Below are 24745 nucleotides of genomic sequence, written 5' to 3' on the forward strand. Positions count from 1 at the left end.
GGTCAGGCCGCCCGGCCGTCCCTGGCGAGCCAGCCCAGCAGGTCGGGCAGCACGTGCAGGGCGTGGAAGTGCGCCGCGCCCCGCTGGATGCGCACCGTCGCGGTCGGTATCCGCCCGGCCAGCCAGCGGGAGTGGCTGACCGGTGAGAAGACGTCGTCCTCGCCGTGCCACAGGAGGGTGGGCACCCTGATGTCCGCGGGGTCGAACCCCCACGGCGAGCAGAAGGCCATCGCGTCGTCGATCCAGCCGTACGCGGAGGTCCGCACGGCCTCCGCGTAGTTCTGCACCAGCATCGTCCGGATGCCGGCGTCCGCGATCACGCTCCGGTCCGACTCCGTCAGCTCGTCGTACAGGGAGTTCACGAGCCGTACCGGGTCCTCGCGGATCTCGGCCGCGGTCGGGACGAGCCGCGCCGCGAGCCGCGCCCGCCCCTGCATGGCGGTCATGTACTCCGCGACGTTGCCCTCCGTCATGCCGTCGAACCAGTCGAGCCCCTCCGCCTCCCGGGGGGCGAGCCCGACGAGGACCGCGGCCCGGGTCACCCGGTGGGGAATCAGGGCGGCGCAGGCGAGCGCGTGCGGCCCGCCACCCGAACGGCCGACCACCGCGAAGCGGTCAAGGCCGAGGTGGTCCGCGATGACCGCCACGTCCGCGGCTACGTCCCCCACGCTGCGGCCCTCGTGCCGGTCGGAGGCGCCGTACCCCGGCCGGTCGTAGGTGATGAGCCGCACGCCGAGCCGGTAGAGCAGGCCTTCCCGTGGCAGAGGGCCGATCCGGCTGCCCGGCGTGCCGTGCAGCAGGAACACCGGTCTTCCCCCGTGGATCTTCCCCCGCTGCGCGACCGCGAGGCGCCGCTCGCCGTCTGCCGACCACACCCCGTCCGTCAACGCCCGGCCCTCCCGTGGCGATCGTCGAAGGATCTCGAGTCCAGCATCCATCGGACGGACGTGGCAGGAAAGACCCCGTTGGCCTCGGAACGGCAACACCTTTCTCCGGACGGCCCTGGAGCGCTTCCTAATGGCGGGTTATTTTCGAAAGGGCACGTGCCGACCAGGAAAGGAAGGGCGTTTATGACCTTTCCCGCCAGCTACGTGGTGCGTGTGGTATTCGCGGGGCTCGCAGTGGCCGCATTGGTGACCGGATATATCGGCCTTAATACATATGCGAAAACCCTGGGCCTGCCTTCGGCCCCACTGGATCTTTTGTATTGGGACCTGCAGTTGTTCGTGTTCGACTCCGCGCCGCTCGACGACCCGAGCCCGCTGCCGTCGGCGCTGGAGTTCGCCCGCTTCGCCGCGCCCGGCGTCACGGTCTACACACTGGTGGACGGAGCCCGTCTGCTCTTCGCCGCCGAACTCCGCCGGTTCCGGGCACGCAGGTCGAAGGAGCACGTGGTCGTGTGCGGGTCCGGATCGGCGGCCGTGGCCCTGGTGGAGCGGCTGCGCGCGGCGAGCACGCGGATCGTGCTCATCGGCTCGGCTCCGGTGGCCGCCGTCGGCGACCGCAAGGTGCTCTACGTCAGGGGTGACGCGCGCAGCCCCGCCACCCTGCGGGCCGCCGGCATCCAGCGGGCCTCCGTCCTGTACGCCTGCGAGCCGGACAGCTCGGCCAACACGGCGATCGCCCTCGCGGCGCACGGGGTGGCCAGACCGGGCGGCAGGCATCCGCTGTCGGCGTACGCCCTGATCACCGACCCCGACCTGTGCGCCGCCCTGCGGGCCCGCCGGCTGAGCCTCCCGGGCCGGCCCCGGCTGCGTCTCGACTTCTTCAACCTGGACGAGCTCGCCGCCCGGGTGCTCCTCGACCGGCACCCGATCGTGAACGAACAGCCGGTCGTCCTCATCGGGCTGGACGCCTTCGGCCGCAGCCTGCTGGTCGAGATGGCGCGCAGGCGGCGGCTGGCCCCCTTCCCCGGCCCGCTGCCGGTGACGATCATCGACGCCCACGCCGCGCGGACCGTCCGGGCCCTGTGCCACAGATTCGAGTTCGTGGCCGATGTGTGCGCGCTGACCACCCACGACGCGCCACCCGGCGACTTCCCGCTCGGCAACCCGCCGCTCGGGGAACTGCTGCCGGCCGAGCCGCCGCAACGGGTGTTCGTGTGCCACGACGACCAGGACCTCGCGCTCAAGACCGCGCTCACCTCGCCGCGCCTGTGGAACTGCGGGCCCGGATCGCTCGTGGTGCGGGTCGAGGAGGCCGGCACCTTCAGCCGGGCCTTCGACAGCGTCCATCTGCTGGAGGGGCTCTCCGGCGCCCTGCGGGTGTTCGCGGTCAACGAGGAGGCCGGTGATCCGCAGCTCATCGGAGAGGACCTGGTGGAGACGCTGGCCCGGGCGATCCACGACAGTTACGTGGCGGAGAACACCGCGCGGCGCCACGTGCGGGCGACCAACCCGTCGCTGGTCCCGTGGGAGAGCCTGCCGCCGCACCTGCGGGCGGCCAACCGGCGGCAGGCCGAGGACATCGGGCGCAAGCTGACGAGCATCGGCTGCGCCCTCGCTCCCCGCGTGGAGCCCGAGCTGCACTTCGCCTTCAAGGACTACGAGATCGAGCAGCTCGCGATGATGGAGCACGAACGGTGGCTGCGGGACCTGATCGCCGACGGGTGGGCCCGCGGCCCGGTCCGCGACACCGAGACCAGGAGGCACCCCGACCTGGGCGGCTGGGACGACATCTCGGACGCGGCCAAGGAGAAGGACCGCGACACCGTGCGGAATCTGCCGCGTATCCTGTCCACCGCCGGGTTCCAGATCGTACGGGTCGGCTGAACGAGTGAGCGGGACGGCCAGGATCGCGTTCACCGGCCATCGGGGCCTCCCGCACGACACGGCCGTGCGGGTCCGCCGCGCCCTGCGGGCCGTGCTCGCCGGCCGGGCCCTGCCGCTGGTGGGCCTGTCCTGCCTGGCCGAGGGGGCCGACCAGCTCTTCGCCAGGGAGGTGCTACGCGTGGGTGGTGACCTGGACGTGGTCGTGCCCGCCGCCGGATACCGGGAGAGCCTGCCCCGGGCGGCCCGGGCGGCGTACGACGACCTGCTCCCGCTCGCGCGGCAGGTGCACCTGATGCCGTTCGGCCGGCCGGAGCCGGTGGCGTACATGGCCGCCGCGGTGTTCATGCTCGAACGGGCGGACGAACTGTTCGCCGTCTGGGACGGGCTGCCGGCGCGCGGGCTCGGCGGCACGGCCGACGTCGTCGCGCACGCCCGCGAGCAGGACATGCGGGTGCTGGTGCTCTGGCCGCCCGGCTCGCGGCGGAACTGACGGGGAGCATGCCAGGAGACGTGGCAGGAGACGTGACGGGGAGCATGACGAGGGGCGCGGCGGTGGGCAGGATCCGGCGGGTCGACGCGCTGCGCGGGTTCGCCGTCTGCGGGATCATGCTGGTGAACACCTGGCAGCGGACGGCGGAGCGACGTGATCTGTCCCCGTTCGGCTGGGTGATGGAGAACCTGGTCCAGAGCCGCTTCTACCCGATCTTCGCGTTCCTTTTCGGCCTGTCCTTCGCGTTGTTCCTCGGCTCGGCCCGGGAACGCTCGGCCCGCCCCCGGGTCGTCCTGCTGCGGCGCCTGGCCGTGCTGGCCGTGCTGGGCGCGGCGCACACCGTGGTCCATCCCGGCGGGGTGCTGCTGCCGTACGCGCTGCTGGGGGTGGCGGTCTTGCTCCCGGCGAGCCTGCTGCCCCGGTGGGTGGTGCTGCTGCTCGGCTGCGGCACGCTGGCCGCCGCCCTGCTCGACTCCGAGCCGTACGTGCTGATCAGCGCGCTGTTCCTGCTCGGCCTGGCCGCCGCCCCGAGCGTGGCGGGCGGCTGGGGAGACCTGGGCGGGACGCGGGTCCTCGCCGCCGTCGGCGGAACGGCTGGGGCGCTGACGGCCGGGCTGACCTGGTGGTGGAACCACGCGCCGCCCGGCGGCGGGGTCTACCAGGCGGCGGCGGTGAGCGGCGCGGCCGCCTACGCGGCGGCGTTCCTGCTGCTCGCCCGCCGGACGGCCCTGTTCGAGGCACTGGGACGGATGGCGCTGACGAACTACGTGACGGGCACGCTGGTGATCGCGGTGGCGCTGCCGCCGCCCGCCGCCGGCGGTTCCGGCGCCGTCGTCATCGTGGGGCTCACCGTCGTGACCCTGGCCGCGCAGGCCGCCTTCTGCCGGTGGTGGCTGGCCCGCCACCGGTACGGCCCGCTGGAGCGGGTGTGGCGGACGCTCACCTGGTGGGGAGAGCCGCCCGCCGGGCAGACTGGGAGCCGTGACCCGCATAGCGCTGTGCCAGATCCCCGTCGACCACGACCCGAAGACCAACCTCGAGACCGTGCGTGACGCTCTCGCCCGGGTGCCGGGAGCGGACCTCGCCGTGTTCCCCGAGGCCACGCTGACCCGGTTCGGCCGGGGCGTGACGCACACGGCCGAACCGCTGGACGGGCCGTTCGTCACCGGCCTCGCGGAGGCGGCGCGTGAGCACGGCGTCGCCGTGATCGCCGGCGTCTTCGAACCGGCCGAGGACGGCCGGGTGTGGAACACCGCCGTCGCCCTGCGGGCGGACGGCTCGCTCGCCGCGGCCTACCGGAAGATCCATCTCTTCGACTCGTTCGGCGCGAAGGAGTCGAACCTGGTCGCGCCGGGGGACGAACCGGTGGTCGTGGAGCTCGCCGGGCTCAGGATCGGCCTGATCACCTGTTACGACGTCCGGTTCCCCGAGCTCGCGCGAGCGCTGGTGGACCGGGGCGCGGACACGTTCGCGGTGATCGCCGCCTGGGGCTCGGGGCCGCTCAAGGAGGACCACTGGACGACCCTCGTCAGGGCCAGGGCCATCGAGAACACCACCTGCACGATCGCCGTCGGTCAGGCTCCCAATCCCGCCATACCGGACGGGTTCGGTGTCGGCCGCAGCATGCTCGTCGAGCCGATGGGCGTCGCCCGCCACGACCTGGGCCCCGGCCCCGGTGTGCTGGTCGCGGAGATCGACCCCGTTTGGACGGCGACCGCGCGCGCCACCCTCCCCTCGCTGGAACACCGACGGCTGGGTGTCGACAGATCGTAAACTACCCCCCATGAACGAGCCGGGACACAGGACGCGGATGCAGAAGGTGATTCCGCCGCGGCTGCTCGTGCCGTACCTGTCGGGCCGGCGCACGATCATCTCCGGGTACGTTTACCGGGTGCAGGACTGCGACCGCCTCACCTCGCCCGCCGCGCTCGTCGAAGCCCTCGACCTGGGCTTCGACGGGTCGGAGCTCACGCCGGACGTGCCCGAGCTGTACGTCATGCGGTGGGACGCCCGGGACATCGACACCTACGTCGTCCCGTACGGCCAGCACATGGGCGGGGATTGGAGCGATGCACCGCCCTTCACCGGGAACGGGTTCACCGCCTCGCGCGAGCAGGTGGTGCCGCAGTTCCACACGATGCCGATGCCGATCCCCGCGGGCGCGGAGATCGTGCACCTCACGCCGGGCGCCGCGCGTTCCTTCGCCGCGTACGACGGCCTGACGTGGCGGCCGGCCCGATGAGCGGCCCTGTGAGCGCCCCGATCAGCGGTGGCGAGCCGGTCGGCCTGGGGTTCGTCGCCCTCTACCGGGACCGGGAGTACGCCGCGGCGCTCGGGCCGGGCAGCGACGACGTGGTGCTGTTCAGCGAGGCGCCGCAGGAGGGCTTCACCGCCGCCGGCGGCTACTGGTGGCTGCGGGTGGACCGGTCCGCGCTGGACCGGCTCACCCTGCTGCGTACGGTCGGGGCGTTCGGCGGGGAGCCCTGCCTGGTGCTGGACGAGGACGACGGGGGCGACGGCGGGGAGGGCGGCCTCCACATCGCCTACACCGGTCACAACGGCCTGAAGGCGGAGGCGCTCGGCTACTGGCTCGTGGACCACGGCGCGTACGAGGTGGTGGTGCCCCGCGACGAGGTGCACGCCGTCCGGGTGGAACGAGTGCCCGTGCCGCTCGCCGCCGACCGGCCGGACGGCCGGGAGCCGGGCGACCGATGACGGCGCCTCCCGGATAAGACCGGTCAGAGGCCCAGGGAGCGGTAGCGGGCGTACCGGGCGGCCGTCCGGTCCTCCGCCGGGCGCGCGAGCAGGCCGGCGATCTCGTGCTCCAGCGTCCTGGCCACCCGGCCGCAGAACGCCTCCGGCTCGTACGCCGCGTCGGGCCGCTCCGGGACCACCCGGTCGGCGATGCCGTCGCGGCGCAGGTCGGTGGCGCGGATGCCCTGAGCCGCGGCCATCTCCGGGGCGAAGTCCACGGTCCGGTACAGCAGCGCCGACGCGCCCTCGGGCGGAAGCGGGGACAGCCAGGCGTGCTGCGCGCAGACGACCCGGTCGGCCGGGAGCAGGGCCAGCGCCGCCCCGCCCGCGCCCTCCCCCAGCAGCAGGCACACGGTCGGCGCGTCGAGCATGACGAGGTCGGCCAGGCAGCGGGCGATCTCGGCGGCGAGGCCGCCCTCCTCGGCCGCCCTCGACAGCGCCGCCCCGGCCGTGTCGACGACCGTGACCAGGGGAAGGCCCAGTTCGCTGGCCAGGCGCATGCCGCGCCGGGCCACCCGCAGACCGGCGGGGCCGAGCCCGCTGCCCCCGCGCCGCCGCCGGTCCTGGCCCAGGACGACGGCGGGCGCCGAGCCGAACCTGGCCAGCGCGAGCAACAGGCCGGGGTCGCGCTCGCCGGTGCCGGTGCCCTGCAGTGGGGTCACGTCGCGCGCCCCGTGTCTCAGCAGTTCGCGGATGCCGGGCCGGTCGTCGCGGCGGGAGCGGGTCACCGCCTCCCACGCCGGGACCGGCTCGGCCGCCTCCTCGGGCTCCGGGCCCGGCGACAGCCCCGAGCGGGGCGCGCAGAGCACGGCCAGCGCCCTGATGGCGATCTCCCGGGCGTCCCCGGCCGAGACCACGGCGTCGACCAGCCCGTGGGCGTGGAGGTTCTCCGCGACCTGGACGCCCTCGGGGAACGGGTAGCCGTGCAGCGACTCGAACACCCGCGGCCCGAGGAAGCCGATCAGCGCGCCCGGCTCGGCCGCGGTCACGTGCCCGAGCGACCCCCACGACGCGAACACCCCGCCCGTGGTCGGGTGGCGCAGGTAGACGACGTACGGCAGCCCCGCGGCCCGGTGCGCGCCGACCGCGGCGGTGATCTTCACCATCTGGGTGAAGGCCAGGGCGCCCTCCTGCATCCGGGTGCCGCCGCTGGCCGGGGCGGCGAGCAGCGGCAGCCGTTCGGAGGTGGCCCGCTCGACGGCCCGGACGAGCCGTTCGGCCGCCGCCACCCCGATCGAACCGGCCAGGAAGGAGAACTCGCAGGCCATCACGGCGACCCGGCGGCCGTCGAGGGTCCCCTCCCCGGTGACGACCGACTCGTCGTATCCCGTCCTGGCCCGCACCCGGGCGAGTTCGGCCGCGTACTCCGAGCCCGGCGCGGCCCGGTCGAGCGGCGGCCCGTCCCACGACTTCCACGAGTGCGGGTCGAGCACCCGCGCGATCAGGGCGCGCGCGTCCGGCCTGGTCACGACGGCCGCCGCCCCGGCGCCACGCGCCGGTGCCCGTGCGCCGCAGGCGGCTTCTCCATCTCGGCGATCAGCTCTTCCCGATACGCGAACTATCCCTTGTGCCGCATATTTTCGGTACTACGGGGCCGATGTCCAGCTGATCATCCCCACCGGCCCCGCCGCTCCGCCGTACGGGCCGCGCCGCCGGGGCCGGGGAGCCCCGCGCACGCCGTACGACCGGGACGCCTCAGCGCGGCGTACGGTGACCGCGCACCTGGTCCATCAGGCGGCGCAGCCGCTGCTGGTTCTCGGGATCGCGGGCCATCGTCTTGGCCTTCTCCATGTTCTCGCGGCCCTTGGGGGTCTGCAGGTACTCCCTGATGCGCTGGACGATATTCGCCATTTCGAACTCACCATCCTGTTTGTGCCGTCACTGAACGGCTACCCAACGGCACCGCCGCCAATCCGCCAATCCCGGACGGCTCCGGGCGTCGCCGGCGTTCACACGATGTCGACCTCGGCGTGCGGGAGGCCGCCGGAGAGCCGGGGATAGCCGGGGCCGCGGTCGAAGAAGGCCGCGGGCGGCGCCTCCCGCAGCCGCTCCCGCAGGCGCGCGGTCGCCTCGGCGTCCACGACGACGTCGTCCCGGGTGCCGGTCAGGACGACGCCGTAGTCGTCGCGCGCGCCCTCGAAGGAGACCTTCCCGTCGCGGACGTCGTCGGCCACACGCTCGGCCGGCCGGTCGTACGGCGAGCCCCAGCCGCCTCCCCCGGTCGTACGGATGCGGATGACCTGCCCGGCGCGTACGGGGAAGTCGTCGACCAGGCCCTCCATCTCCACCCCGTCGACCGTGACCTGGAAGGGACGGCCCGCCCGGCCGCCGTTGACGCCCCAGCACGACAGGATCGAGCGGTCGGCGATCGACATGAAGGAGGCGTCCCGCAGCATCCGGATGTGCTTGTCGTAGCCGAGGCCGCCGCGGAACTCCCCCGGCCCGCCACTGTCCACGGCCAGGCCCAGCCGCTCGACCCGGAACGGCCAGCGTGCCTCGGCGAACTCCGCGGGGATGTTGCGGCTGTCGGGCACGACGTGGATGGTGTCCTCCCCGTCGGCGTACCAGCGCCCGCCCGACCCGCCGCCGAGCACCTCGCGCATGAGGTACGGCCCGTCGTCCGACTCGCCGTACACGCCGGTGTAGCGGATCGTCTCCTGGTCGGCGGGCATCCGCCCGCCGGTGGCCTTGGCCAGCACGCCCGCCAGCACGCCGAGCAGGCGGAGGATCACGAACGTGCGGGCGTTGGTGGGCGCGGGGAAGATCGGCGTGAGCAGGGTGCCCTTCTCCGGGAAGACCATCCTGATCAGCGGTACGACGCCCTCGTTGACGTCGAGCTCGGCCATCCGCTCGGGGGTGTCGGCGAGGTTGCGCAGGATCGGCGCCAGCCACTTCTTCAGGAAGACGCCCTCGGCGTAGTCGCCGGCGTGGTTGATCGGCCCCTTGGCCTGAGCCGAGGTGCCGGTGAAGTCGATGGTCAGCGGGGTGCCGGCGGAGTGGTCGACGGTCAGCGTGATGCGCTGGGTGTGCAGCCGCGGCTCGTCCACGCCGTCGTGCTCGGCGTAGTCCTCCCAGACGTGGACCCCTTCGGGGATCTTCGCGAGCAGCTCCCGCCGGAAGGTCTCGGTCGTCTTGGAGATGATCGCGTCGAAGCAGGCCTCGACCGCCTCCCGGCCGTACCGGCCGAACAGCTCGCCGAGCCGCCGGGCGCCCATGAGGCAGGCCGAGCACTCGGCGTCGAGGTCCCCGGCCAGCGAGTCGGGCATGCGGGAGTTGCGCGTCATGATCGTGAGGGCGGCCCGGTTGGGCACCCCCCCGTCCCACAACCTGATCGGCGGGACCATGAGGCCCTCCTCGAACGCGCTGCGCGCGTGCGACGGCATCGATCCCGGCACCGCGCCGCCGATGTCGTCGTGGTGGCCGAAGGCCTGGACGAACGCGACGACCTCGCCCTCGTGGAAGACGGGCACCGTCACGCACAGGTCGGGCAGGTGGCCGATGCCGCCCTCGGAGAGGTAGACGTCGTTGTGGAAGAACACGTCGCCGGGCCGCATCGTCCCGATCGGGAAGTCGCGGACGACCGGCTGCACCAGCGCCGAATAGGAACGACCGGTCAGCTTGCGCAGCCGCGCGTCGTGGATGCCGGCCCGGAAGTCGTGCGCGTCGCGGATCATCGGCGAGCGGGCGGTGCGCGCGATCGCCGTCTCCACCTCCGTCTCGACCGAGGCGAGCGTGCCCTCCACGATCTCCACGAGCACGGGGTCGGCGGTCCTACCGGTCATCGCTCACCACCACGAGGTTGCCGTAGTCGTCCATGGTCGCCGTGAAGCCGGGATGCACCGGCAGGGTCGAGCCGTACTCCTCGACGACGGCGGGGCCGCGCACCACGGCGCCCGCGCCGAGGTCGTCGCGGCGGTAGACCACGGTCCTGCCCCACCGCTCGTAGTACACGTCACGGGTTCCGACCGGGCTCGGCTCGTCCGCCTGGTACGGCCTGCGCGCGAGCTTCGGCCGGGTGATCGGGCCGATGCCGGACACCCGGAGGTTGACCCACTCGACGGCGTGACGGGCATCGTCGCGGTAGCCGTACCCGTAGAGCCTCTCGTGCTCGGCGTGGAACCGGTCCGCGACCACGGCGAGCCACGCCTCGTCCACCGGGCCGTCCGGCGCGGGCACCCGCACCTCGTACGCCTGGCCGTAGTAGCGCAGGTCGGCGGTGCGCGCGTACACGTGCTCGGCGAAGCCCTCGCGGCCGAGCGCGTCCGCCGCCTCGGCCTCCAGGCCGGCGAGGATCTCGCCGAGCGCCCGCGGCGACGGCTCACGGGTCACGTGCGTGCGGACGTAGTCGTTCTTCACGTCCACTGTGAGCAGGCCGAACGCGGACACGTTCCCCGGGTCGGGCGGGATGATCGCGGCGGGCAGCCCGAGGACGTCGATCAGCCTGCAGGCCAGCAGCGGGCCGGAGCCGCCGAACGCGACCAGCGGGAAGTCCCGCACGTCGAGGCCGCGCTGCACGGTGATCTGCCGGATCGCGTTCGACTGGTTGAACGCGCTGATCTCCAGGATCCCGGTGGCGCAGTGCTCGGGGGTCAGCCCGAGCCGGGCGGCGAGCGCCTCGACGCCCGCCCGCGCCGCGGCGACGTCGAGGCGGATCTCCCCGCCGAGCAGGTGCGGCGGCACCCGGCCGAGGAAGACGTGCGCGTCGGTCACCGTCACCTCGGCGCCGCCCGCCCCGTAACAGATCGGCCCGGGGTCCGCGCCCGCGGACCGGGGGCCCACCTTCAGCGTCCCCTCGGGGGAGACCCAGGCGATGGACCCGCCGCCCGCCCCGACCGTGACGATGTCGATCATCGGGATCTTGCAGGGGTAGCGGCCGATCCTGCCCTCGGTCGTCAGCGAGGGCTCGCCGTCCACCACCACGGCCACGTCGGTCGAGGTGCCGCCGCCGTCGAGGGTGATCGCGCTCGGATGCCCGGCGGCGCCGGCCACCAGCGCGGCGCCGAGCGCGCCCGCCGCCGGGCCGGACAGGACGGTCGTGATCGGCTGGTGCACCACCTCGGCCGCCGACAGCACGCCGCCGTTGCTCTTCATGACGGAGAAGGGCCGGCCGAGCCGCTCGGACAGGTTCTCGATGTACCGCCGCATGATCGGCTTGACCGCCGCGTCCACCAGCGTGGTCACCGACCGCTCGTACTCCCGGTACTCCCGCAGCACGTCGCTCGACAGCGAGACGACGGCCTCCGGGTGCTCGCGCTCCAGCACCTCGCGCATCCGCCGCTCGTGGGCGGGGTTGGCGTAGGAGTGCAGGAAGCACACGCCGATCGCGGTGACGCCCCGCTCCCTGAACCACCGCGCGGCGGCCGCGGCCTGCTCCTCGTCGAACGGCCGGACCTCGCGGCCGAGGTGGTCGAGCCGTCCCCCCACGGCACGCACCCGGTGGACGGGCACGATCCGCGGCGGCTTCACCCAGAAGTAGGAGTTGCCGTAGCCGTCCGGCACGCTCTGCCGGGCGATCTCCAGTACGGACTCGAAGCCCTCGGTGGTGACGAACCCCAGATGGGCGGTGCCGTCCGGGCGGTCCTCCAGCAACTGGTTGGTGGCGACGGTCGTGCCGTGGACGAGGGCGGCGACGGCATCGAGGTCGCGGGACCCCCCATGGGTCTCCAGCACCTTGTGCACGCCTGCCATGAAACCATCGGCCGGGTTGGCAGGAGTGGAGGGAGTCTTGGTCGTGACGACGCGGCCGGACTCCTCGTCGACGAGAACGACGTCGGTGAAGGTGCCGCCGGTGTCTACCCCGATGCGGATGGACATGCTCAGTGTCTATCGAGCGCCGCCACCGGGAAGAACCGGCGCACTCTGCCGAAGAATCAGGACACCGTCGTCACACCCTGCCTACCCGGACCGCCTACGGGATCAGACCGCGCAGGCGCCGTCGTCACACCCGGCGCCCGCCTTCTCCTGGGTCGCCCTCTCCTGGGCCGTACGGGCCTCGACCTCTCGCAGCGCGGCCACGAGCGTCTCGACGGGCTGCGCGCCCGAGACGGCGTACTTCTCCTCGAACAGGAACAGCGGGACGGAGCGCACGCCCAGCGCGTGGGCGCGGGCCAGATCGGCGCGCACCTGCTCCGCGCCCTCCCCGGTGTCCTCGACGCCGGTCTCGGCGGCGAGCCCGGCCAGCGTGCCGGGGTCCCCCACGTCGAGGCCGTCGGTGAAGTGGGCCCGGAACAGCCGCTCGGCCATCGCCGCTCCGCGCCCGGCCCGCCCGGCGAGCGAGATCAGCCGGTGCGCCTCGAAGGTGCCGGCCTGCAGCGCCCGGTCGAAGCGGAGGTCCAGCCCGTCCTCGGCGGCCACGCCCGCCACGCGGGCGGTCATCTGCGCCACCTGCCCGGCGCCGCCGAACTTGCGCTCCAGCGCGCGCAGCAGCGGCTCACCGGTGGAGACGCCGTCCGGGTCGAGCTGGAAGGGGCGGTGCGCCACCTCGACGTCCCCCTCGAAGAGGCGTACGGCCTGCTGGAGCCGGTGGTGCCCGATGTAGCACCAGGGACACACGACATCAGAGAAGATCTCGACTTTCACGACATGTCCCAACCGGCGCGCCCTCCGGCCGATTCCCCCGGACCCAGGAGAAGTCGCCTAGGGCGCGTATCGGGTTGTGATCAAGAGGTGACCCGGGTGGGGTCTTTGATTCAGATCATGGCGGCGCGGAGGCCAAGACCGAGGTGACGGCCGCCAGGTTCGTCGAGCGCTGGGAGGAGCGCCGGGCACGCGCCGCGGCGGCACGCTGAGCCTTCCAGCGCGCCGCGGGCGGCGAGGTGGGGCGCCGTCGCCGTGGAATGATCCTCACCTATGGATCTCGCCGCGCAGCTACTTCTTGGCGTTTTCACGCTCCTGACGATCATGGTGCTGGCCACGGCCGCCCAGCGCCTGCTGAACGTCAGGTTCGGCAGGCTGCGCACGTTCCTGGCCGCGCTGGCCGCCTTCGGGCTGGCGCGGCCGGTGCTAGAGCCGATCCTGGGCTCGCTCGGCGGGGTCGACGCGCAGCACCCACCCGCCGCGGCGGCCCTGGCGCTCCTGCTGCTCATCGTCATGTGCGTGGTGCTCATCCCCATGGTGATCCTCGTGCTGGCCGAGGCGCTGGTGCCGCCCGGCTCGGTTCCGGGGCCGCTGGAGCTGATCAGGTCCGTCCGCGGCCGCGTCTCCCGATCCAGGCGCTACTCGCAGATCACCAGGATCGCGATCAGGCACGGCCTCGGCCCCTACCTGCGCGGCCGGGGCGAGCGGCTGGAAGACCGTTCGGGCAAGGTACGGCTGGCCAGGTCGCTGCGCGAGGCGCTCGAGGACGGCGGGGTCACGTTCGTCAAGCTCGGCCAGATCCTGTCCACCCGGCGTGACCTGCTGCCCGCCGAGTTCGTCGAGGAGCTGGGAGGGCTGCAGGACCAGGTCGCCCCGGCGCGCTGGGAGCATGTCGAGCCGGTGCTCAGGGCCGAGTTGGGCGGGCCGGTCGAGGAGGTGTTCGCCGAGTTCGGCAGGACGCCGCTGGCCGCCGCCTCCATCGGGCAGGTCCACCCCGCCCGCCTGCACACCGGCGAGAGCGTCGTGGTCAAGGTGCGGCGGCCGGGGATCCAGTCGGTCGTCGCGAAGGACCTCGACATCGTCAGGCGGCTGGCGGCCACACTGGAGTCGCGCACCCGCTGGGGCCGCTCGCTCGGCCTGGGCGACCTGGCCGAGGGGTTCGCGACCGCCATCCGCGAGGAGCTCGACTTCCGCGTGGAGGCGGCCAACATGGCGGCAGTCGCGGCCTCCGACGGCGGCGGCGTCACCTACCCCGCCCCGATCAGCGCCATGTGCACCGAACGCGTGCTCGTCATGCGCCGCCTGTCGGGCAGTCCGGTCACCACGGCCGCACCCGAGCAGGGGCCGCGGCTGGCCCGCGACCTGCTCGACTGCCTGCTCAGGCAGATCCTCGTCGAGGGCGTCTTCCACGCCGACCCGCATCCCGGCAATCTCATGCTGCTCGAGGACGGCACCCTAGGGCTGCTCGACTTCGGCTCCGTCGGCCGGCTCGACGGCTCGGTGCGCTCGGCGCTGCAGCGCTTCCTGCTCGCCATGAACCGGCAGGACCCCCTCGGCGTCACCGACGCGCTGCTGGAGGTGGTGCCCAGGCCGGAGGACATCGACGAGGCCGCGTTAGAGCGTGCGCTCGGCCAGTTCATGGCCAGGCATCTGGCGCCCGGCATGGACAGCGTGCAGCTGTTCACCGACCTGTTCAAGATCGTCTCCGCGTACGGGCTGTCGATCCCGCCGGAGGTCGCCGCCGTGTTCCGCGCGCTGGCCACGCTGGAGGGCACGCTCGTACGCCTCTCCCCCGGGTTCGACCTGATCGGCGAGGCGCGCGCGTTCGCGGGCCGTTACCTCGCCGAGCGGGTCGCCCCTGAGACGGTCAGGGAGACCGTCACCCAGGAGCTGGCCGCGCTGCTGCCGATGCTGCGCCGCCTGCCGCGCCGCGTCGAGCGCATCGCGAGCGCCGCGGAGCACGGCAGGTTCACCCTGAACGTCCGGCTGCTCGCCGACGACCGCGACCGCAGCTACGTGACGGGCCTGCTCCACCAGGTGCTCCTGACGGTGCTCGGCGCCACGGCCGGGGTGATGGCGGTCATCCTCCTCGGGACGGACGGCGGCCCGCAGGTGCTGTCGAACACCTCGTTGTTCCAGCTCATCGGCTACAACCTGCTGGGGATCTCCGCCATCCTGGTGCTGCGCGTCCTGGCCGTGATCTTCCGCCGCCCGCGCGCCTCGGACGATCATCACTCGTAGCCGAGCGGCTCGCGAGCTGGTAGGGCGCCTCCAGCACGGCCGTTTCGCCGGCGGCCCACCTAGACCCCACCCGGGCCACCTCTTGATCACAACCCGATACGCGCCCTAACGGCGGCGGGAGTTGCGGCCGAGGAGCCAGCCGATGACGGCGCTGCCGAGGGCCACCCCGGCGCCCGTGCCGAAGGCCGCGAGCATCGTCCAGGCCGGCACGCCCTGGCGGGGCGCGGCCGGAGCCTCACGGGTGAACACGCGCGGCGCCGTCTCCCCGGCCGCGGCCGTCGCCGCCGGAACGGCCTCGGACACGGCGGGAGCGGTTCCGGACACGGCGACGGGAACGGCGGAGGCGGACAGCAGGTGCCGCTCGACGGCGGAGAAGAACTCCCCGGCGGTCTTCTTGGCCACCGAGGCGAGCATCCGCTGCCCCACGCCGCCGATCATGCCGCCGACCACGGCCTCGGCGTCGAAGTCGACCCGGGTGCCGCCCTCGGCGTCGCTCAGCCGTACGGCCACGGTGGCCTCGACGGTGCCGGGGGCGCCCTGGCCGCGCGCGCCGAGCGTGAACCGGTCCGGCTCCTCCTGGTCGCGCAGGGCCACCTCACCCTGGTAGACGCCCCTGACCGAGGCGACCCCCGCCGTGACCGTCATCGCGTACACGTTCTCGCCGACCGTCTCCAGGCGCTCGCAGCCGGGGATCGTCCGCACCAGGACGCCGGGGTCCTGGAGGGCGTCCCAGACCCGCTTGCGCTCCGCCGCGACCACCGCGCTGCCCGAGACCTTCATGGCCACCTCCGATGCCGAGCACCCTAGAGAATCACCCGTACGGCGGGAACGGCAAGACATGCCCGGCCACGACGCGGCGGTACGGCCGGGCTACCGGGAGGCCGCGGCCGTGGCGGGAGGATCCGCTTCACGAAGCCCCGTCCCGGGGAGCTCCGCCGCGGGAAGCGGGGACGGCGCGGTCTCACGGCAGACGTTGCGGCGGACCACCCCCAGCAGGGAGCGGAGGGTCTCGACCTGCTCCGGCGTCAGGCCGTCGGACAGCCGCCGGTGAAGCTCCTCCTCCACCCGGCGGACCTCGGCACGCAGCGTGTCGCCCTTCGGCGTCGTGCTCACCACGCTGATCCGCCGGTTGCGGGGGGACGGAGCGCGGCTCACGAACCCGCTGCGCTCCAGCCGTTGCAGGCTCTTGGTCATCGTCGACATGTCGATGCCCACCGCCGCCGCGAGCCTGTTCTGGGACATGGGGCCGTTGGCCCACAGCGCGTTGAGCACCCGATCCTGACCGGGATAGAGGCCGATCTCCGCGAGCAGCGCGGCGAGCAGGACGCGGTGCCCCAGGGCCGCCTGGGCCATCAGGCAGCTCAGGCTGTCGGGGTCCTCTCCGGGCGCCCCTCCGCACCCCGCCCCGGCCGCGGACGTCGTCCCGCACGCCTCCACGCCGTCCGTCCGTGCTTCCGTCATCACGCCGCCTCCTCTGCGACGAGCCTACCGCTTGCATATTGGTCGGCCAAGTTGTATGAGTATCTATGGCCGACCAAGTTGGCCGACCAAGTATATTCGGGAGGTCTTGACCATGCTGTTCACACCCCACACCCTGGGCTCTCTTCGCCTGCCGAACCGTCTCGTCATGGCACCCATGACGCGGTCACGTGCGTACGTCGCGGGGATCCCCTCGCCGTTGACCGCGCTCTACTACGCCCAGCGCGCCTCGGCCGGCCTGATCGTCACGGAGGGCGTCCAGCCCAGCGCGGTGGGACAGGGCTACATGAACACCCCGGGGCTGCACACCGACGAGCAGGTCGCCGGGTGGCGGGAGGTGACCGACGCCGTCCACGCGGCGGGCGGCCGGATCGTGGCCCAGATCATGCACACGGGCGGAGTGGGCCACCCCGACAACACGGGCCACCTCCCGGTCGCCCCCTCCGCCGTACGGCTCGGCGAGCAGATCTTCACGCCCGCGGGCCTTCAGGACACGCCGGTGGCCGTGGAGCTGTCCACCGCCGAGGTGGAGGCCACGGTCGGCGACTTCGCCGCCGCCGCCCGGCGCGCGGTGGACGCCGGGTTCGACGGCGTCGAGCTGCACGGCGCCAACGGCTACCTGATCCACCAGTTCCTGTCGCAGAACGCCAACCTCCGCGACGACCGGTACGGCGGGTCGGTGGAGGGCCGGATCCGGTTCGCGGTGGAGACAGCGAAGGCCGTCGCGGACGAGATCGGCCCCTCCCGGGTGGGAATCCGGCTGTCCCCCCGGAACGGCGCCCAGGGACTGGTGGAGGAGGACGCCCACGAGGTCTATCCCGCGCTGGTGTCCGAGCTCGCCGGTCTCGACCTGGTCTACCTGCACCTGCTGGCGACCGGCGGCGCCGAGCTGGACGCGCGCATCCGGGACCTGTGGCCGAACACCCTGATCGTCAACGACCCCACGGCGACCGACCCGGCGGCCTCCGCCGCCGAACGCCTGCGCTGGGGCGCCGATCTCGTCGCGCTGGGCAAGTCCTTCCTGGCCAACCCCGACCTGCCGGTGCGCCTGCGCGTCGGCGCGCCGCTGAACGAGGCGGACCTGAGCACGGCCTTCGGCGGCGACCACCGCGGCTACACCGACTACCCCACCCTGGCCCTCCACCCCGCCGTCGCCTGACCCCGGGGAACCTGACCCCGGGGAAAGCGCGGGAAGGACCACGGAAGACCAGGCGAGGACCTCCGGTTCGCGGAACCGGAGGTCCTCGCCGTTCCTACGCGCATCTCCGCGACGGCCGGAGGGCTCGCGACGTCAACCGCGCGGCGTACGGGGGAATCAGCCGCACGGCGGACGCCGCCCGTGCCGCCGTCGGGCCACTCTTGGTCATGTGCCCGAGCCGGGCACGCCCGGCGGGACGGGACACCTGTCCCTGTTCACCGGGACCGTCCGACCGGCATCGTCCGTACTGCAAGGAACGGGGATCCGGCACCGCGAACCGGGCCGCTTCGGCGTGCCTCACGGCTGTGACGAAGATCGCACCTCGCGGGGCCCTAATGCTCTACAGCTTGTAGTACTACTGAATATAGAACTACAAGTCGTAGAGCTCGGCGTGAGGAAGACATGGACGCGCTTGACCTGGCACGGTGGCAGTTCGGGGTGACCACCGTCTACCACTTTCTCTTCGTGCCCCTGACGATCGGGCTCGGCGTCTACGTGGCCGGCCTGCAGACCGCCTGGCACCGTACGGGCCGGGAGCACTACCTGCGGCTCACCAGGTTCTTCGGCAAGCTCTTCCTGATCAACTTCGCCATGGGCGTGGTCACCGGCATCGTGCAGGAGTTCCAGTTCGGGATGAACTGGAGCGAGTACTCGACCTTCGTCGGCGACGTGTTCGGCGCGCCGCTGGCGCTGGAGGCGCTGCTCGCCTTCTTCCTGGAGTCGACGTTCCTCGGCCTGTGGATCTTCGGCTGGGACCGGCTGCCCAAGCGGGTCCACCTCGCCTGCCTGTGGGCGGCGGTCATCGGCTCCAACCTGTCGGCCTACTTCATCCTCGCGGCCAACGCCTGGATGAAGCACCCGGTCGGCTACGAGGTCGTGGACGGCCGGGCCCGGATGACCGACCTGTGGGCCGTGCTGACCAACTCGACCGCGCTCGCCCAGGTGCCGCACGTCGTGGCCGCCTCGTTCGTCGTGGCCGGCGGGTTCGTCCTCGCCGTCATCGGCTACCGCGTCCTGCGTGAGCGCGGCCTCGGCGTGCTGCCCGGCCGCCGGGCCCGCACGGTCACCGCGGAGGACGCCACGACGCCGATGCGCCGCCTCCCGGACATGTGGCGGACCGCCCTGCGCGCCGCACTCGTGATGACCGCGATCGCGGGAGCCGTGGTCGCGGGCACCGGCGACCTGTCCGGCCGGCTCCTGCACGAGCAGCAGCCGATGAAGCTGGCCGCGGCCGAGGGCCTGCGTCACGACACGGCCGGCGCGCCGTTCTCGATCGCGCCCGGCGTCGAGGTGCCCGGCCTGCTCAGCCTGCTCGCCGCGCACGACCCCGCCGCGACCGTCCAGGGCGTGGACGACATCCAGGCGAGGTACGAGAAGGCCTTCGGCCCGGCCGACTACACCCCGAACCTGCCGGTCGTCTTCTGGTCGTTCCGCGTGATGATCAACTTCGGCATGGCCACGGTGGGCCTCTCCGTGCTCGGCCTCTGGCTGACCAGGAAGCGCCGCGGGCGGCGGGCCGGCCGGCGCGCCGGGCAGAGCGAGCCCCTGCCCGCCTGGTTCGCGCGCCTCTGCGTGCTGGCGCTCCCGCTCCCGGCCACCGCGATCATCGCCGGCTGGCTGCTCAGCGAGATCGGCCGCCAGCCGTGGACCGTGCAGGGCGAGCTCATGACGGCCGCGAGCGTGTCGCCCGGCGTCTCGCTCACCGAGGTCGCGATCACGCTGGCCGTCTTCACGGTCCTGTACGGCGTGCTCGCGCTGGCCGAGGGCGCGCTGCTGCTGCGGCACGTCAAGGCCGGCCCCGAACTGCCCGCCCCGGCCCCCGGGCCCGCCGCCGCGGTTCCGCCGGCGCGGGCGGAGGAGACCCGGCTCACCCCGACCCTCATGTACTGAGGAGCCACGAGATGACGACCTTCTGGTTCATCGTGATCGCCTTCCTCTGGACGGGCTACTTCGTCCTGGAGGGGTTCGACTTCGGCGTGGGCGCGCTGCTGCCGCTGCTGTCGCGCTCGGAGGCGGACCGCAGGCAGGTGCTCGGCACCATCGGCCCGGTGTGGGACGGCAACGAGGTCTGGCTCATCACCGCGATCGGGGCGATGTTCGCCGCCTTCCCCGCGTGGTACTCCGGCCTGCTGAGCGGCTTCTACCTGCCGGTCTTCCTGGTGATCACGGGCCTGATCGTGCGCGGCGTCGGCCTGGAGTGGCGCGGCAAGGTCCACTCCCGGCGCGAGGTCGCCCTGTGCGACGCCGGGATCGTCACCGGCAGCGTGCTGCCCGCGTTCCTGTGGGGCGCGATCTTCGGCAACCTGCTGTTCGGCACGGCCCTCGCGACCGTGCTCGGCGGGGCCCTGTCGCTGTCGGTGGCCGTGCTGCACGGCGCGGTGTTCGTGGCGCTCAAGACGACCGGCGGGGTGCGGGCCCGCGCCCGCCGCGCCGCCCTGCTGGCGGCGGTCGGCGCGATGCCGGTCGCGCTCAGCACGCTGCCGTCCGTGCCCGGCAGGGGGCCGCTGTGGACGCTGGGGACGGCCCTGCTCGCCGCCGCCGCGCTCGCGGCCGGGGTCACGCTGGTGTGGGGCCGCCGGGAGGGCTGGGCCTTCGCGGCGACCGCCACGGCGATCACCGCGACGACCGCCACCGTCTTCGGCGTGCTGTCGGCGGCGCCGCTGCCCGGCCTGACCCTGGCCGAGGCGGCCTCCGCGCCGTACACGCTGACGCTCCTCACCTGGATCGGCCTGATCGCCCTGCCGGGCGTCCTCGCCTATCAGGCCTGGACCTACTGGGTGTTCCGCAAGCGCCTCACCGCCGAGCTCTCCTGAGTTTCTCCAAGCCGACGAACAGACGAATACGCAGAGCACTCAATCTTTCACGGATCGTCGCGAAGGCCTGCGGGAGACCGTGTCGTACGCTGAGAATATGAGCGTGGTTACCTTTCAGGCCGATCCGCGCACCGAAGCCGCGCTGGCCGAACTCACCGCCGACGGTCAGGCTACCGACGAGGTGATCCGCGAGGCGATCGTGATGGCTTGGCGGCTACGGCGCGCGGAAACGGCGCGGCGCGAGGCCCTCGCTCTCGCGGATGATCCAGAGGACCGCGAGGAAGCCCGTGCGATCATGCGTGACATGGAATCCCTCCGTGCGTGGTGATGTCTACCGTCTCCGCTCTCCCCGGGACGGCATGAAGCACGAGCAGAGCGGCGAGCGGTTCGCCGTAGTGATCCAGTCCGACTTCATCCCGGCTCTCTCGACGCTGCTCGTCGCCCCGACCTCCACGAGCGCGCGTCCTACATCCTTCCGTCCCGAGATCGAGTTGCTGGGCAAGTCGACGCGGATCATGCTGGAACAGACCGCCGCGGTCGCACCGGAGCGACTCGGTTCCTTCACCGGTCGGCTCTCCCCCGCCGAACTGCTCGAAATCGACGAAGCGCTCCATCTCCTGCTCGGTCTGGTTCGCTGAAGGCGCCCGGCTCTCGGGCCGCCGCCGTACTCAGCGCGTGAGGCGCAGGGTGTGGAGGTCGGAGGGGGAGATGGGCATCCGGTCGATCGGGATGCCCTCGGCGTCCTCGATCGCGGCGGCGACGACGGCGGAGACCGGGATGACCCCGGCCTCCCCGGCGCCCTTGATCCCCAGGGGGTTGAGCGGCGAGGGGGTCTCCAGGTGGGCCGTCTCGATGCGCGGCACCTCCGTGGCGTACGGCATCAGGAAGTCCATGAACGAGGCGTTCAGCAACTGGCCGTGCTCGTCGTAGACCATCTTCTCGTACAGCGCGCCGCCGACGCCCTGGGCGACCCCTCCGTGGATCTGCCCCTCGACGATCATCGGGTTGATCAGCCTGCCGCAGTCGTGCACGACGGCGTACCGCAGGATCCTGATCTCGGCGGTGTCCGGGTCGGTCTCCACGATCGCGGCGTGCATGCCGGCCGCGAAGGTCGACCTGACCGGCGAGTAGTAGTCGCGGCCCTCCAGGCCGGGCTCCTCCCCCTCCGCCACCGGCGGCCGGTCGTCCGAGGCGGGCCCGGCGAACTGGGTGGCCCGCTTGGCCTCCTCGTCGAAGGCGTACCGCAGCGGGTTGGACAGCACGGCGACGGTCGCCAGCGGGATCGACGCCGACGGCGCGCCCGCCACGTGGACCATCCCGTCGGTGATCTCCAGGTCGCGCGGGTCGGCCTCCAGCGCCTCGGCCGCGATCCGCAGCGCCTTCTCCCTGACCTTGCGGCAGGCCAGCGCGATCGCGTTGCCGCTCATCACGGCCGCGCGTGAGGCGAAGGTGCCCACGGCGTAGCCGAAGCGCCGGGTGTCGCCGGTGACGACCGACACCTTCTCGATCGGCACGCCGAGCTCGGTCGCCGCGATCTGCGCGAACACCGTCTCGTGGCCCTGCCCCTGGGAGGTGAGGCCGGTCGACACGTGCACCCGGCCGTCGGAGGTGATCTGCACGTGACCGCCCTCGTACGGCCCGACGCCGGTGCCCTCGACGTAGCAGCCGACGCCGATGCCGATCCTGCGGCCCTCGGCCGCCGCCCGCGCCTTCTCCTCCGGGAAGGAGTCCCAGCCGATCAGCTCTTTGAGCATGCGCAGGGCCTCGGGGTAGTCACCGCTGTCGTAGATCAGCGGGCGCCCGTCCTGGAACGTCAGGCCCTGGTCGTAGGGGAACTCGTCCGGCTGGATGAAGTTGGCCGCCCTGACCTCCGTACGGTCCCGGCCGAGGTAGGCGGCGATCTTGTCCATGGTGCGCTCCATGCAGAAGACGCCCTGCGGGCGGCCCGCGCCCCGGTACGGCGTGACCTGCACGGTGTTGGTGTAGACCGAGGAGAACTCGACCCGGTAGGCGCCCACCCGGTACGGCCCGAGCAGCTGGGTCGAGGTGATGATCGGCACGATGATCCCGTACGGCGTGTACGCGCCGTGGTCGTGCAGGATCTCCACCTCCAGCCCGAGGAGGCGGCCGTCGTCGTCGAAGCCGGCCCGGACGTGCTGCACCTGCCCGCGCTCGTGGGAGGAGGAGACGAAGTGCTCGCGCCGGTCCTCGGTCCACTTCACCTCCCGGTTCAGCAGCCGGGCCGCCCACGGGACGAGGATCTCCTCGGGCCAGGGATGGACGATCTTGACGCCGAAGCCGCCGCCGACGTCGGGCGCGACCACCTCCACCTTGGGCAGCGGCAGCCCCAGCTTGGCCGCGATCGCCATCCGCACGCTGGTGGAGGTCTGTGTGGAGGAGTAGACGCGCAGCGACTCGTCGTCGGCGTCCCAGCGGGCGTACACGCCCTTCCCCTCCAGCGGCGTGCAGGCGCTGCGCTCGACGTCGAGGCGGAACTCCAGCCGGTGGGGGGCCGCGTCGACCGCCTCCCGCGCCGTCACGCCGCCGGGGCCGGGCACCTCCTGCACGAGGTGCGCGCCGATGTTGCCCGGCACGTCCTCGTGTACCAGGTGCGCGCCTCCGGCGGCCTCCTCCAGGCTCACGACCGGCTTGAGGACCTCGTAGTCCACCCGGATCAGCGCGCACGCGTCCTCGGCGAGGTAGCGGTCACGGGCGACGACCATCACGACCGGCTCCCCCACGTGCCGCACGACCTCCCGGGCCAGCGCGTACGCCGTGCGGCCGTGGGTGAGGGCCGGGTGCGGGATCAGCAGCGGCAGCGGCTCGGCCAGCGCGCCCGGCAGGTCCTCCCACGTGTAGATCGCGACCAGACCGTCCACGTCGAGCGCGCCGGACACGTCGACGTCGAGGATCCGCGCGTGGGCGTGCGGCGACCTGACGAAGGCGGCGGCCAGCGCGCCCGCGCCCAGGTCGTCGAGGTAGCGCCCCTGACCGGTTATCAGCCGGGGGTCCTCGCGCCGCCGGACCGGCTCGCCGAACAGCCTGGTCGTCATGCCCCACCCTCTTCCGCCTGGATCTCGGCGGCGCGGTGGACCGCCTTGAGGATGTTCTGGTAGCCGGTGCACCGGCACAGGTTGCCCGCCACGGCCTCCAGCGCCTCCTCCTCCGTCGGCGCGGGGTTGTCCCGCAGGAACGCGGTGACCGTGCACAGGAACCCCGGCGTGCAGAACCCGCACTGCAGGGCGTGGCACTCGGTGAAGGCCCGCTGGACCGGGGACAGCGCGCCGTCGCGGGCCAGCCCCTCCACCGTCGTGATCTCCTGACCGTCCACGGTGACGGCGAACGTCAGGCACGACCGCACCGGCTCGCCGTCCAGCAGCACCGTGCACGCGCCGCAGACGCCGTGCTCGCAGCCGACGTGAGTGCCGGTGAGGCCGAGATCGTGGCGCAGGCAGTCGGACAGCAGTCGCCGCCCGGGCACCGTCGCCTCCCGCACGACCCCGTTGACCGTCAGCGTCACGTGATGGTGTGTCTCGTTCACGATTCCTCCCCGTGGGCCGCGGAAGCGGCGTCCCGCAGCGCCCGTACGGCGAGCACGCCCGTGAGGTGGCGGCGGTAGTCCGCCGTCGCGTGGATGTCGCCCTCCGGCTCGACCAGGTCCCGTACGGCCGCCGCCACCGCGTCCCAGGCCACCGAGGCCGCCGGGCGCGGGCCGCAGGCGGCGGTCACGTCCGCGACCACCGGGACCGGTCCCACGCTCACGCAGGCGACGCGGGCGGCGGCGATCCGGAGGTCCTCGTCCAGGGTGACGGCGGCGGCGACCCCGGCCACCGCGTAGTCGCCGTGCCGCCGGGCCACCTCGTGGAAGGCCGTGCCCGACCGCGCCGGCAGCGCCGGGAAGAACGCCGACACGGCCAGCTCGCCGGGCCGCACCGCCGACTCCATCGGGCCGGTGAAGAACGCCGCGGCCGGCACCTCCCGCTCCCCGCCCCGGCTCGCCAGCCGTACGGACCCGCCGAGCAGGGCGAGGACGGCGGGCATCTCGGCGGCGGGGTCGGCGTGGACGAGGCTGCCCACCACGGTGCCCCGGTTGCGGATCACGGGGTGGGCGACCAGGCGCAGCGCCTGCCGCAGCAGCGGCTGGGCCGCCTCGGCCCCGGGCGAGCGCTCGACGGCGGCGTGGCGGGCGAGGGCTCCGACGCGTACGCCGGACGGCCCGGCCTCGATCCCGTCCAAGCCGGGCACGCGGTTGACGTCCACGACGCGGGCGGGCGCGGCGAGGCGCATGTTGAGCAGCGGGATCAGGCTCTGGCCGCCCGCCAGGACCTTCCCGCCGGAGCCCGCCTCGGCGAGGAGGCCGAGCGCCTCGCCGAGGGTGGCCGGGCGGCGGTAGTCGAACGGAGGCGGCTTCACCGCGTCGTCC

General features: G+C 73.0%; 23 protein-coding genes. 12 read left to right on the forward strand and 11 right to left on the reverse strand.

Annotated features, from left to right (window positions below; genetic code table 11):
• Positions 1-2: 2 nt before the first annotated feature.
• A complete protein-coding gene (locus HHX37_RS07130; protein ID WP_208758856.1) occupies positions 3-887 on the reverse strand; it encodes an alpha/beta fold hydrolase in 885 nt (294 codons plus the stop codon).
• Positions 888-1202: 315 nt separating this feature from the next.
• Here HHX37_RS07130 and HHX37_RS07135 point away from each other — a divergent pair, with 315 nt between their 5' ends.
• Genes HHX37_RS07135 through HHX37_RS07160 form a run of 6 tightly spaced genes read left to right on the forward strand, consistent with a single transcriptional unit; the run spans position 1203 to position 5976 of the window.
• Entirely contained in the window at positions 1203-2771 is a 1569-nt protein-coding gene (locus HHX37_RS07135; RefSeq protein WP_182884888.1) for a RyR domain-containing protein, read from the forward strand.
• A 4-nt stretch (positions 2772-2775) separates the two neighbouring features.
• Positions 2776-3261, forward strand: coding sequence for a hypothetical protein (locus tag HHX37_RS07140; protein ID WP_117409503.1), 486 nt, complete (start codon positions 2776-2778; stop codon positions 3259-3261).
• A gap of 20 nt (positions 3262-3281) precedes the next feature.
• Positions 3282-4313: a DUF418 domain-containing protein gene (locus HHX37_RS07145; protein ID WP_220502645.1), complete on the forward strand. Its 1032-nt coding sequence runs from the start codon at positions 3282-3284 to the stop codon at positions 4311-4313.
• Complete coding sequence (locus HHX37_RS07150) at positions 4243-5034, forward strand: carbon-nitrogen hydrolase family protein (protein WP_182884889.1); 792 nt, start codon at positions 4243-4245, stop codon at positions 5032-5034. Before HHX37_RS07145 ends, HHX37_RS07150 begins: the two co-directional genes overlap by 71 nt.
• Positions 5035-5044: 10 nt before the next feature.
• Positions 5045-5503, forward strand: a complete 459-nt coding sequence (locus tag HHX37_RS07155; RefSeq protein WP_244361334.1) for a hypothetical protein — start codon at positions 5045-5047, stop codon at positions 5501-5503.
• A gap of 8 nt (positions 5504-5511) precedes the next feature.
• Positions 5512-5976, forward strand: coding sequence for a hypothetical protein (locus tag HHX37_RS07160; protein WP_310740290.1), 465 nt, complete (start codon positions 5512-5514; stop codon positions 5974-5976).
• A 23-nt stretch (positions 5977-5999) separates the two neighbouring features.
• On the opposite strand, the gene HHX37_RS07165 is transcribed toward HHX37_RS07160, so the two are convergent.
• From HHX37_RS07165 to HHX37_RS07185, 5 genes are all read right to left on the reverse strand, one after another.
• Complete coding sequence (locus tag HHX37_RS07165; RefSeq protein WP_182884891.1) at positions 6000-7484, reverse strand: carboxyl transferase domain-containing protein; 1485 nt, start codon at positions 7482-7484, stop codon at positions 6000-6002.
• A gap of 226 nt (positions 7485-7710) precedes the next feature.
• Positions 7711-7866 (reverse strand): hypothetical protein, encoded by a 156-nt coding sequence (locus tag HHX37_RS07170; protein WP_182884892.1) that lies wholly within the window; start codon positions 7864-7866, stop codon positions 7711-7713.
• A 98-nt stretch (positions 7867-7964) separates the two neighbouring features.
• Positions 7965-9797, reverse strand: a complete 1833-nt coding sequence (locus HHX37_RS07175) for a hydantoinase B/oxoprolinase family protein (RefSeq protein WP_182884893.1) — start codon at positions 9795-9797, stop codon at positions 7965-7967.
• Positions 9787-11829: a hydantoinase/oxoprolinase family protein gene (locus HHX37_RS07180; RefSeq protein WP_182884894.1), complete on the reverse strand. Its 2043-nt coding sequence runs from the start codon at positions 11827-11829 to the stop codon at positions 9787-9789. Before HHX37_RS07180 ends, HHX37_RS07175 begins: the two co-directional genes overlap by 11 nt.
• 102 nt (positions 11830-11931) lie before the next feature.
• Complete coding sequence (locus tag HHX37_RS07185; RefSeq protein WP_182884895.1) at positions 11932-12594, reverse strand: DsbA family oxidoreductase; 663 nt, start codon at positions 12592-12594, stop codon at positions 11932-11934.
• A gap of 270 nt (positions 12595-12864) precedes the next feature.
• Between HHX37_RS07185 and HHX37_RS07190 the strand changes: the two genes are divergently transcribed.
• The gene (locus HHX37_RS07190; RefSeq protein ID WP_182884896.1) at positions 12865-14832 is read left to right on the forward strand and encodes an ABC1 kinase family protein; all 1968 of its coding nucleotides are present in this window, start codon (positions 12865-12867) and stop codon (positions 14830-14832) included.
• A gap of 105 nt (positions 14833-14937) precedes the next feature.
• Here HHX37_RS07190 and HHX37_RS07195 read toward each other — a convergent pair whose 3' ends face one another.
• Both HHX37_RS07195 and HHX37_RS07200 read right to left on the reverse strand, forming a co-directional pair.
• Positions 14938-15612, reverse strand: a complete 675-nt coding sequence (locus tag HHX37_RS07195) for an SRPBCC family protein (protein WP_182884897.1) — start codon at positions 15610-15612, stop codon at positions 14938-14940.
• 90 nt (positions 15613-15702) lie between these two features.
• Complete coding sequence (locus tag HHX37_RS07200; protein WP_182884898.1) at positions 15703-16293, reverse strand: MarR family winged helix-turn-helix transcriptional regulator; 591 nt, start codon at positions 16291-16293, stop codon at positions 15703-15705.
• Positions 16294-16405: 112 nt separating this feature from the next.
• Between HHX37_RS07200 and HHX37_RS07205 the strand changes: the two genes are divergently transcribed.
• The 5 genes from HHX37_RS07205 (at position 16406) to HHX37_RS07225 (ending at position 20960) form a co-directional block, all read left to right on the forward strand.
• A complete protein-coding gene (locus HHX37_RS07205; protein ID WP_182884899.1) occupies positions 16406-17470 on the forward strand; it encodes an alkene reductase in 1065 nt (354 codons plus the stop codon).
• Between the two features lie 441 nt (positions 17471-17911).
• The gene (locus tag HHX37_RS07210; protein ID WP_182880087.1) at positions 17912-19399 is read left to right on the forward strand and encodes a cytochrome ubiquinol oxidase subunit I; all 1488 of its coding nucleotides are present in this window, start codon (positions 17912-17914) and stop codon (positions 19397-19399) included.
• Positions 19400-19410: 11 nt separating this feature from the next.
• On the forward strand, positions 19411-20322 hold the full coding sequence (gene cydB, locus HHX37_RS07215; protein ID WP_182884900.1) for a cytochrome d ubiquinol oxidase subunit II: 912 nt from the start codon (positions 19411-19413) through the stop codon (positions 20320-20322).
• Positions 20323-20419: 97 nt separating this feature from the next.
• Positions 20420-20650, forward strand: coding sequence for a hypothetical protein (locus HHX37_RS07220; RefSeq protein ID WP_182874211.1), 231 nt, complete (start codon positions 20420-20422; stop codon positions 20648-20650).
• Positions 20640-20960 (forward strand): type II toxin-antitoxin system PemK/MazF family toxin, encoded by a 321-nt coding sequence (locus HHX37_RS07225; protein WP_182884901.1) that lies wholly within the window; start codon positions 20640-20642, stop codon positions 20958-20960. The genes HHX37_RS07220 and HHX37_RS07225 overlap by 11 nt, the downstream gene beginning before the upstream one ends.
• A gap of 30 nt (positions 20961-20990) precedes the next feature.
• Here HHX37_RS07225 and cutA read toward each other — a convergent pair whose 3' ends face one another.
• The 3 genes from cutA to HHX37_RS37615 are packed head-to-tail and all read right to left on the reverse strand — an operon-like array spanning position 20991 to position 24735.
• Positions 20991-23375, reverse strand: coding sequence for an aerobic carbon-monoxide dehydrogenase large subunit (gene cutA / locus HHX37_RS07230; RefSeq protein WP_182884902.1), 2385 nt, complete (start codon positions 23373-23375; stop codon positions 20991-20993).
• Positions 23372-23863, reverse strand: coding sequence for a (2Fe-2S)-binding protein (locus HHX37_RS07235; protein WP_182880083.1), 492 nt, complete (start codon positions 23861-23863; stop codon positions 23372-23374). Before HHX37_RS07235 ends, cutA begins: the two co-directional genes overlap by 4 nt.
• On the reverse strand, positions 23860-24735 hold the full coding sequence (locus HHX37_RS37615) for an FAD binding domain-containing protein (RefSeq protein WP_182884903.1): 876 nt from the start codon (positions 24733-24735) through the stop codon (positions 23860-23862). The genes HHX37_RS07235 and HHX37_RS37615 overlap by 4 nt, the downstream gene beginning before the upstream one ends.
• Between the last annotated feature and the right edge of the window lie 10 nt (positions 24736-24745).

It is taken from the genome of Microbispora sp. H10885 (genome assembly GCF_014161415.1).
Lineage (GTDB): Bacteria > Actinomycetota > Actinomycetes > Streptosporangiales > Streptosporangiaceae > Microbispora > Microbispora triticiradicis.

Coding starts and splice junctions, on each gene's coding strand:
- HHX37_RS07155 (WP_244361334.1), top strand. CDS start 5,045: ATGAACGAGCCGGGACACAGGACGCGGATGCAGAAGGTGATTCCGCCG.
- HHX37_RS07170 (WP_182884892.1), bottom strand. CDS start 7,866: ATGGCGAATATCGTCCAGCGCATCAGGGAGTACCTGCAGACCCCCAAG.
- HHX37_RS07175 (WP_182884893.1), bottom strand. CDS start 9,797: ATGACCGGTAGGACCGCCGACCCCGTGCTCGTGGAGATCGTGGAGGGC.
- HHX37_RS07180 (WP_182884894.1), bottom strand. CDS start 11,829: ATGTCCATCCGCATCGGGGTAGACACCGGCGGCACCTTCACCGACGTC.
- HHX37_RS07190 (WP_182884896.1), top strand. CDS start 12,865: ATGGATCTCGCCGCGCAGCTACTTCTTGGCGTTTTCACGCTCCTGACG.
- HHX37_RS07195 (WP_182884897.1), bottom strand. CDS start 15,612: ATGAAGGTCTCGGGCAGCGCGGTGGTCGCGGCGGAGCGCAAGCGGGTC.
- HHX37_RS07200 (WP_182884898.1), bottom strand. CDS start 16,293: ATGACGGAAGCACGGACGGACGGCGTGGAGGCGTGCGGGACGACGTCC.
- HHX37_RS07205 (WP_182884899.1), top strand. CDS start 16,406: ATGCTGTTCACACCCCACACCCTGGGCTCTCTTCGCCTGCCGAACCGT.
- HHX37_RS07210 (WP_182880087.1), top strand. CDS start 17,912: ATGGACGCGCTTGACCTGGCACGGTGGCAGTTCGGGGTGACCACCGTC.
- cydB (WP_182884900.1), top strand. CDS start 19,411: ATGACGACCTTCTGGTTCATCGTGATCGCCTTCCTCTGGACGGGCTAC.
- HHX37_RS07220 (WP_182874211.1), top strand. CDS start 20,420: ATGAGCGTGGTTACCTTTCAGGCCGATCCGCGCACCGAAGCCGCGCTG.
- cutA (WP_182884902.1), bottom strand. CDS start 23,375: ATGACGACCAGGCTGTTCGGCGAGCCGGTCCGGCGGCGCGAGGACCCC.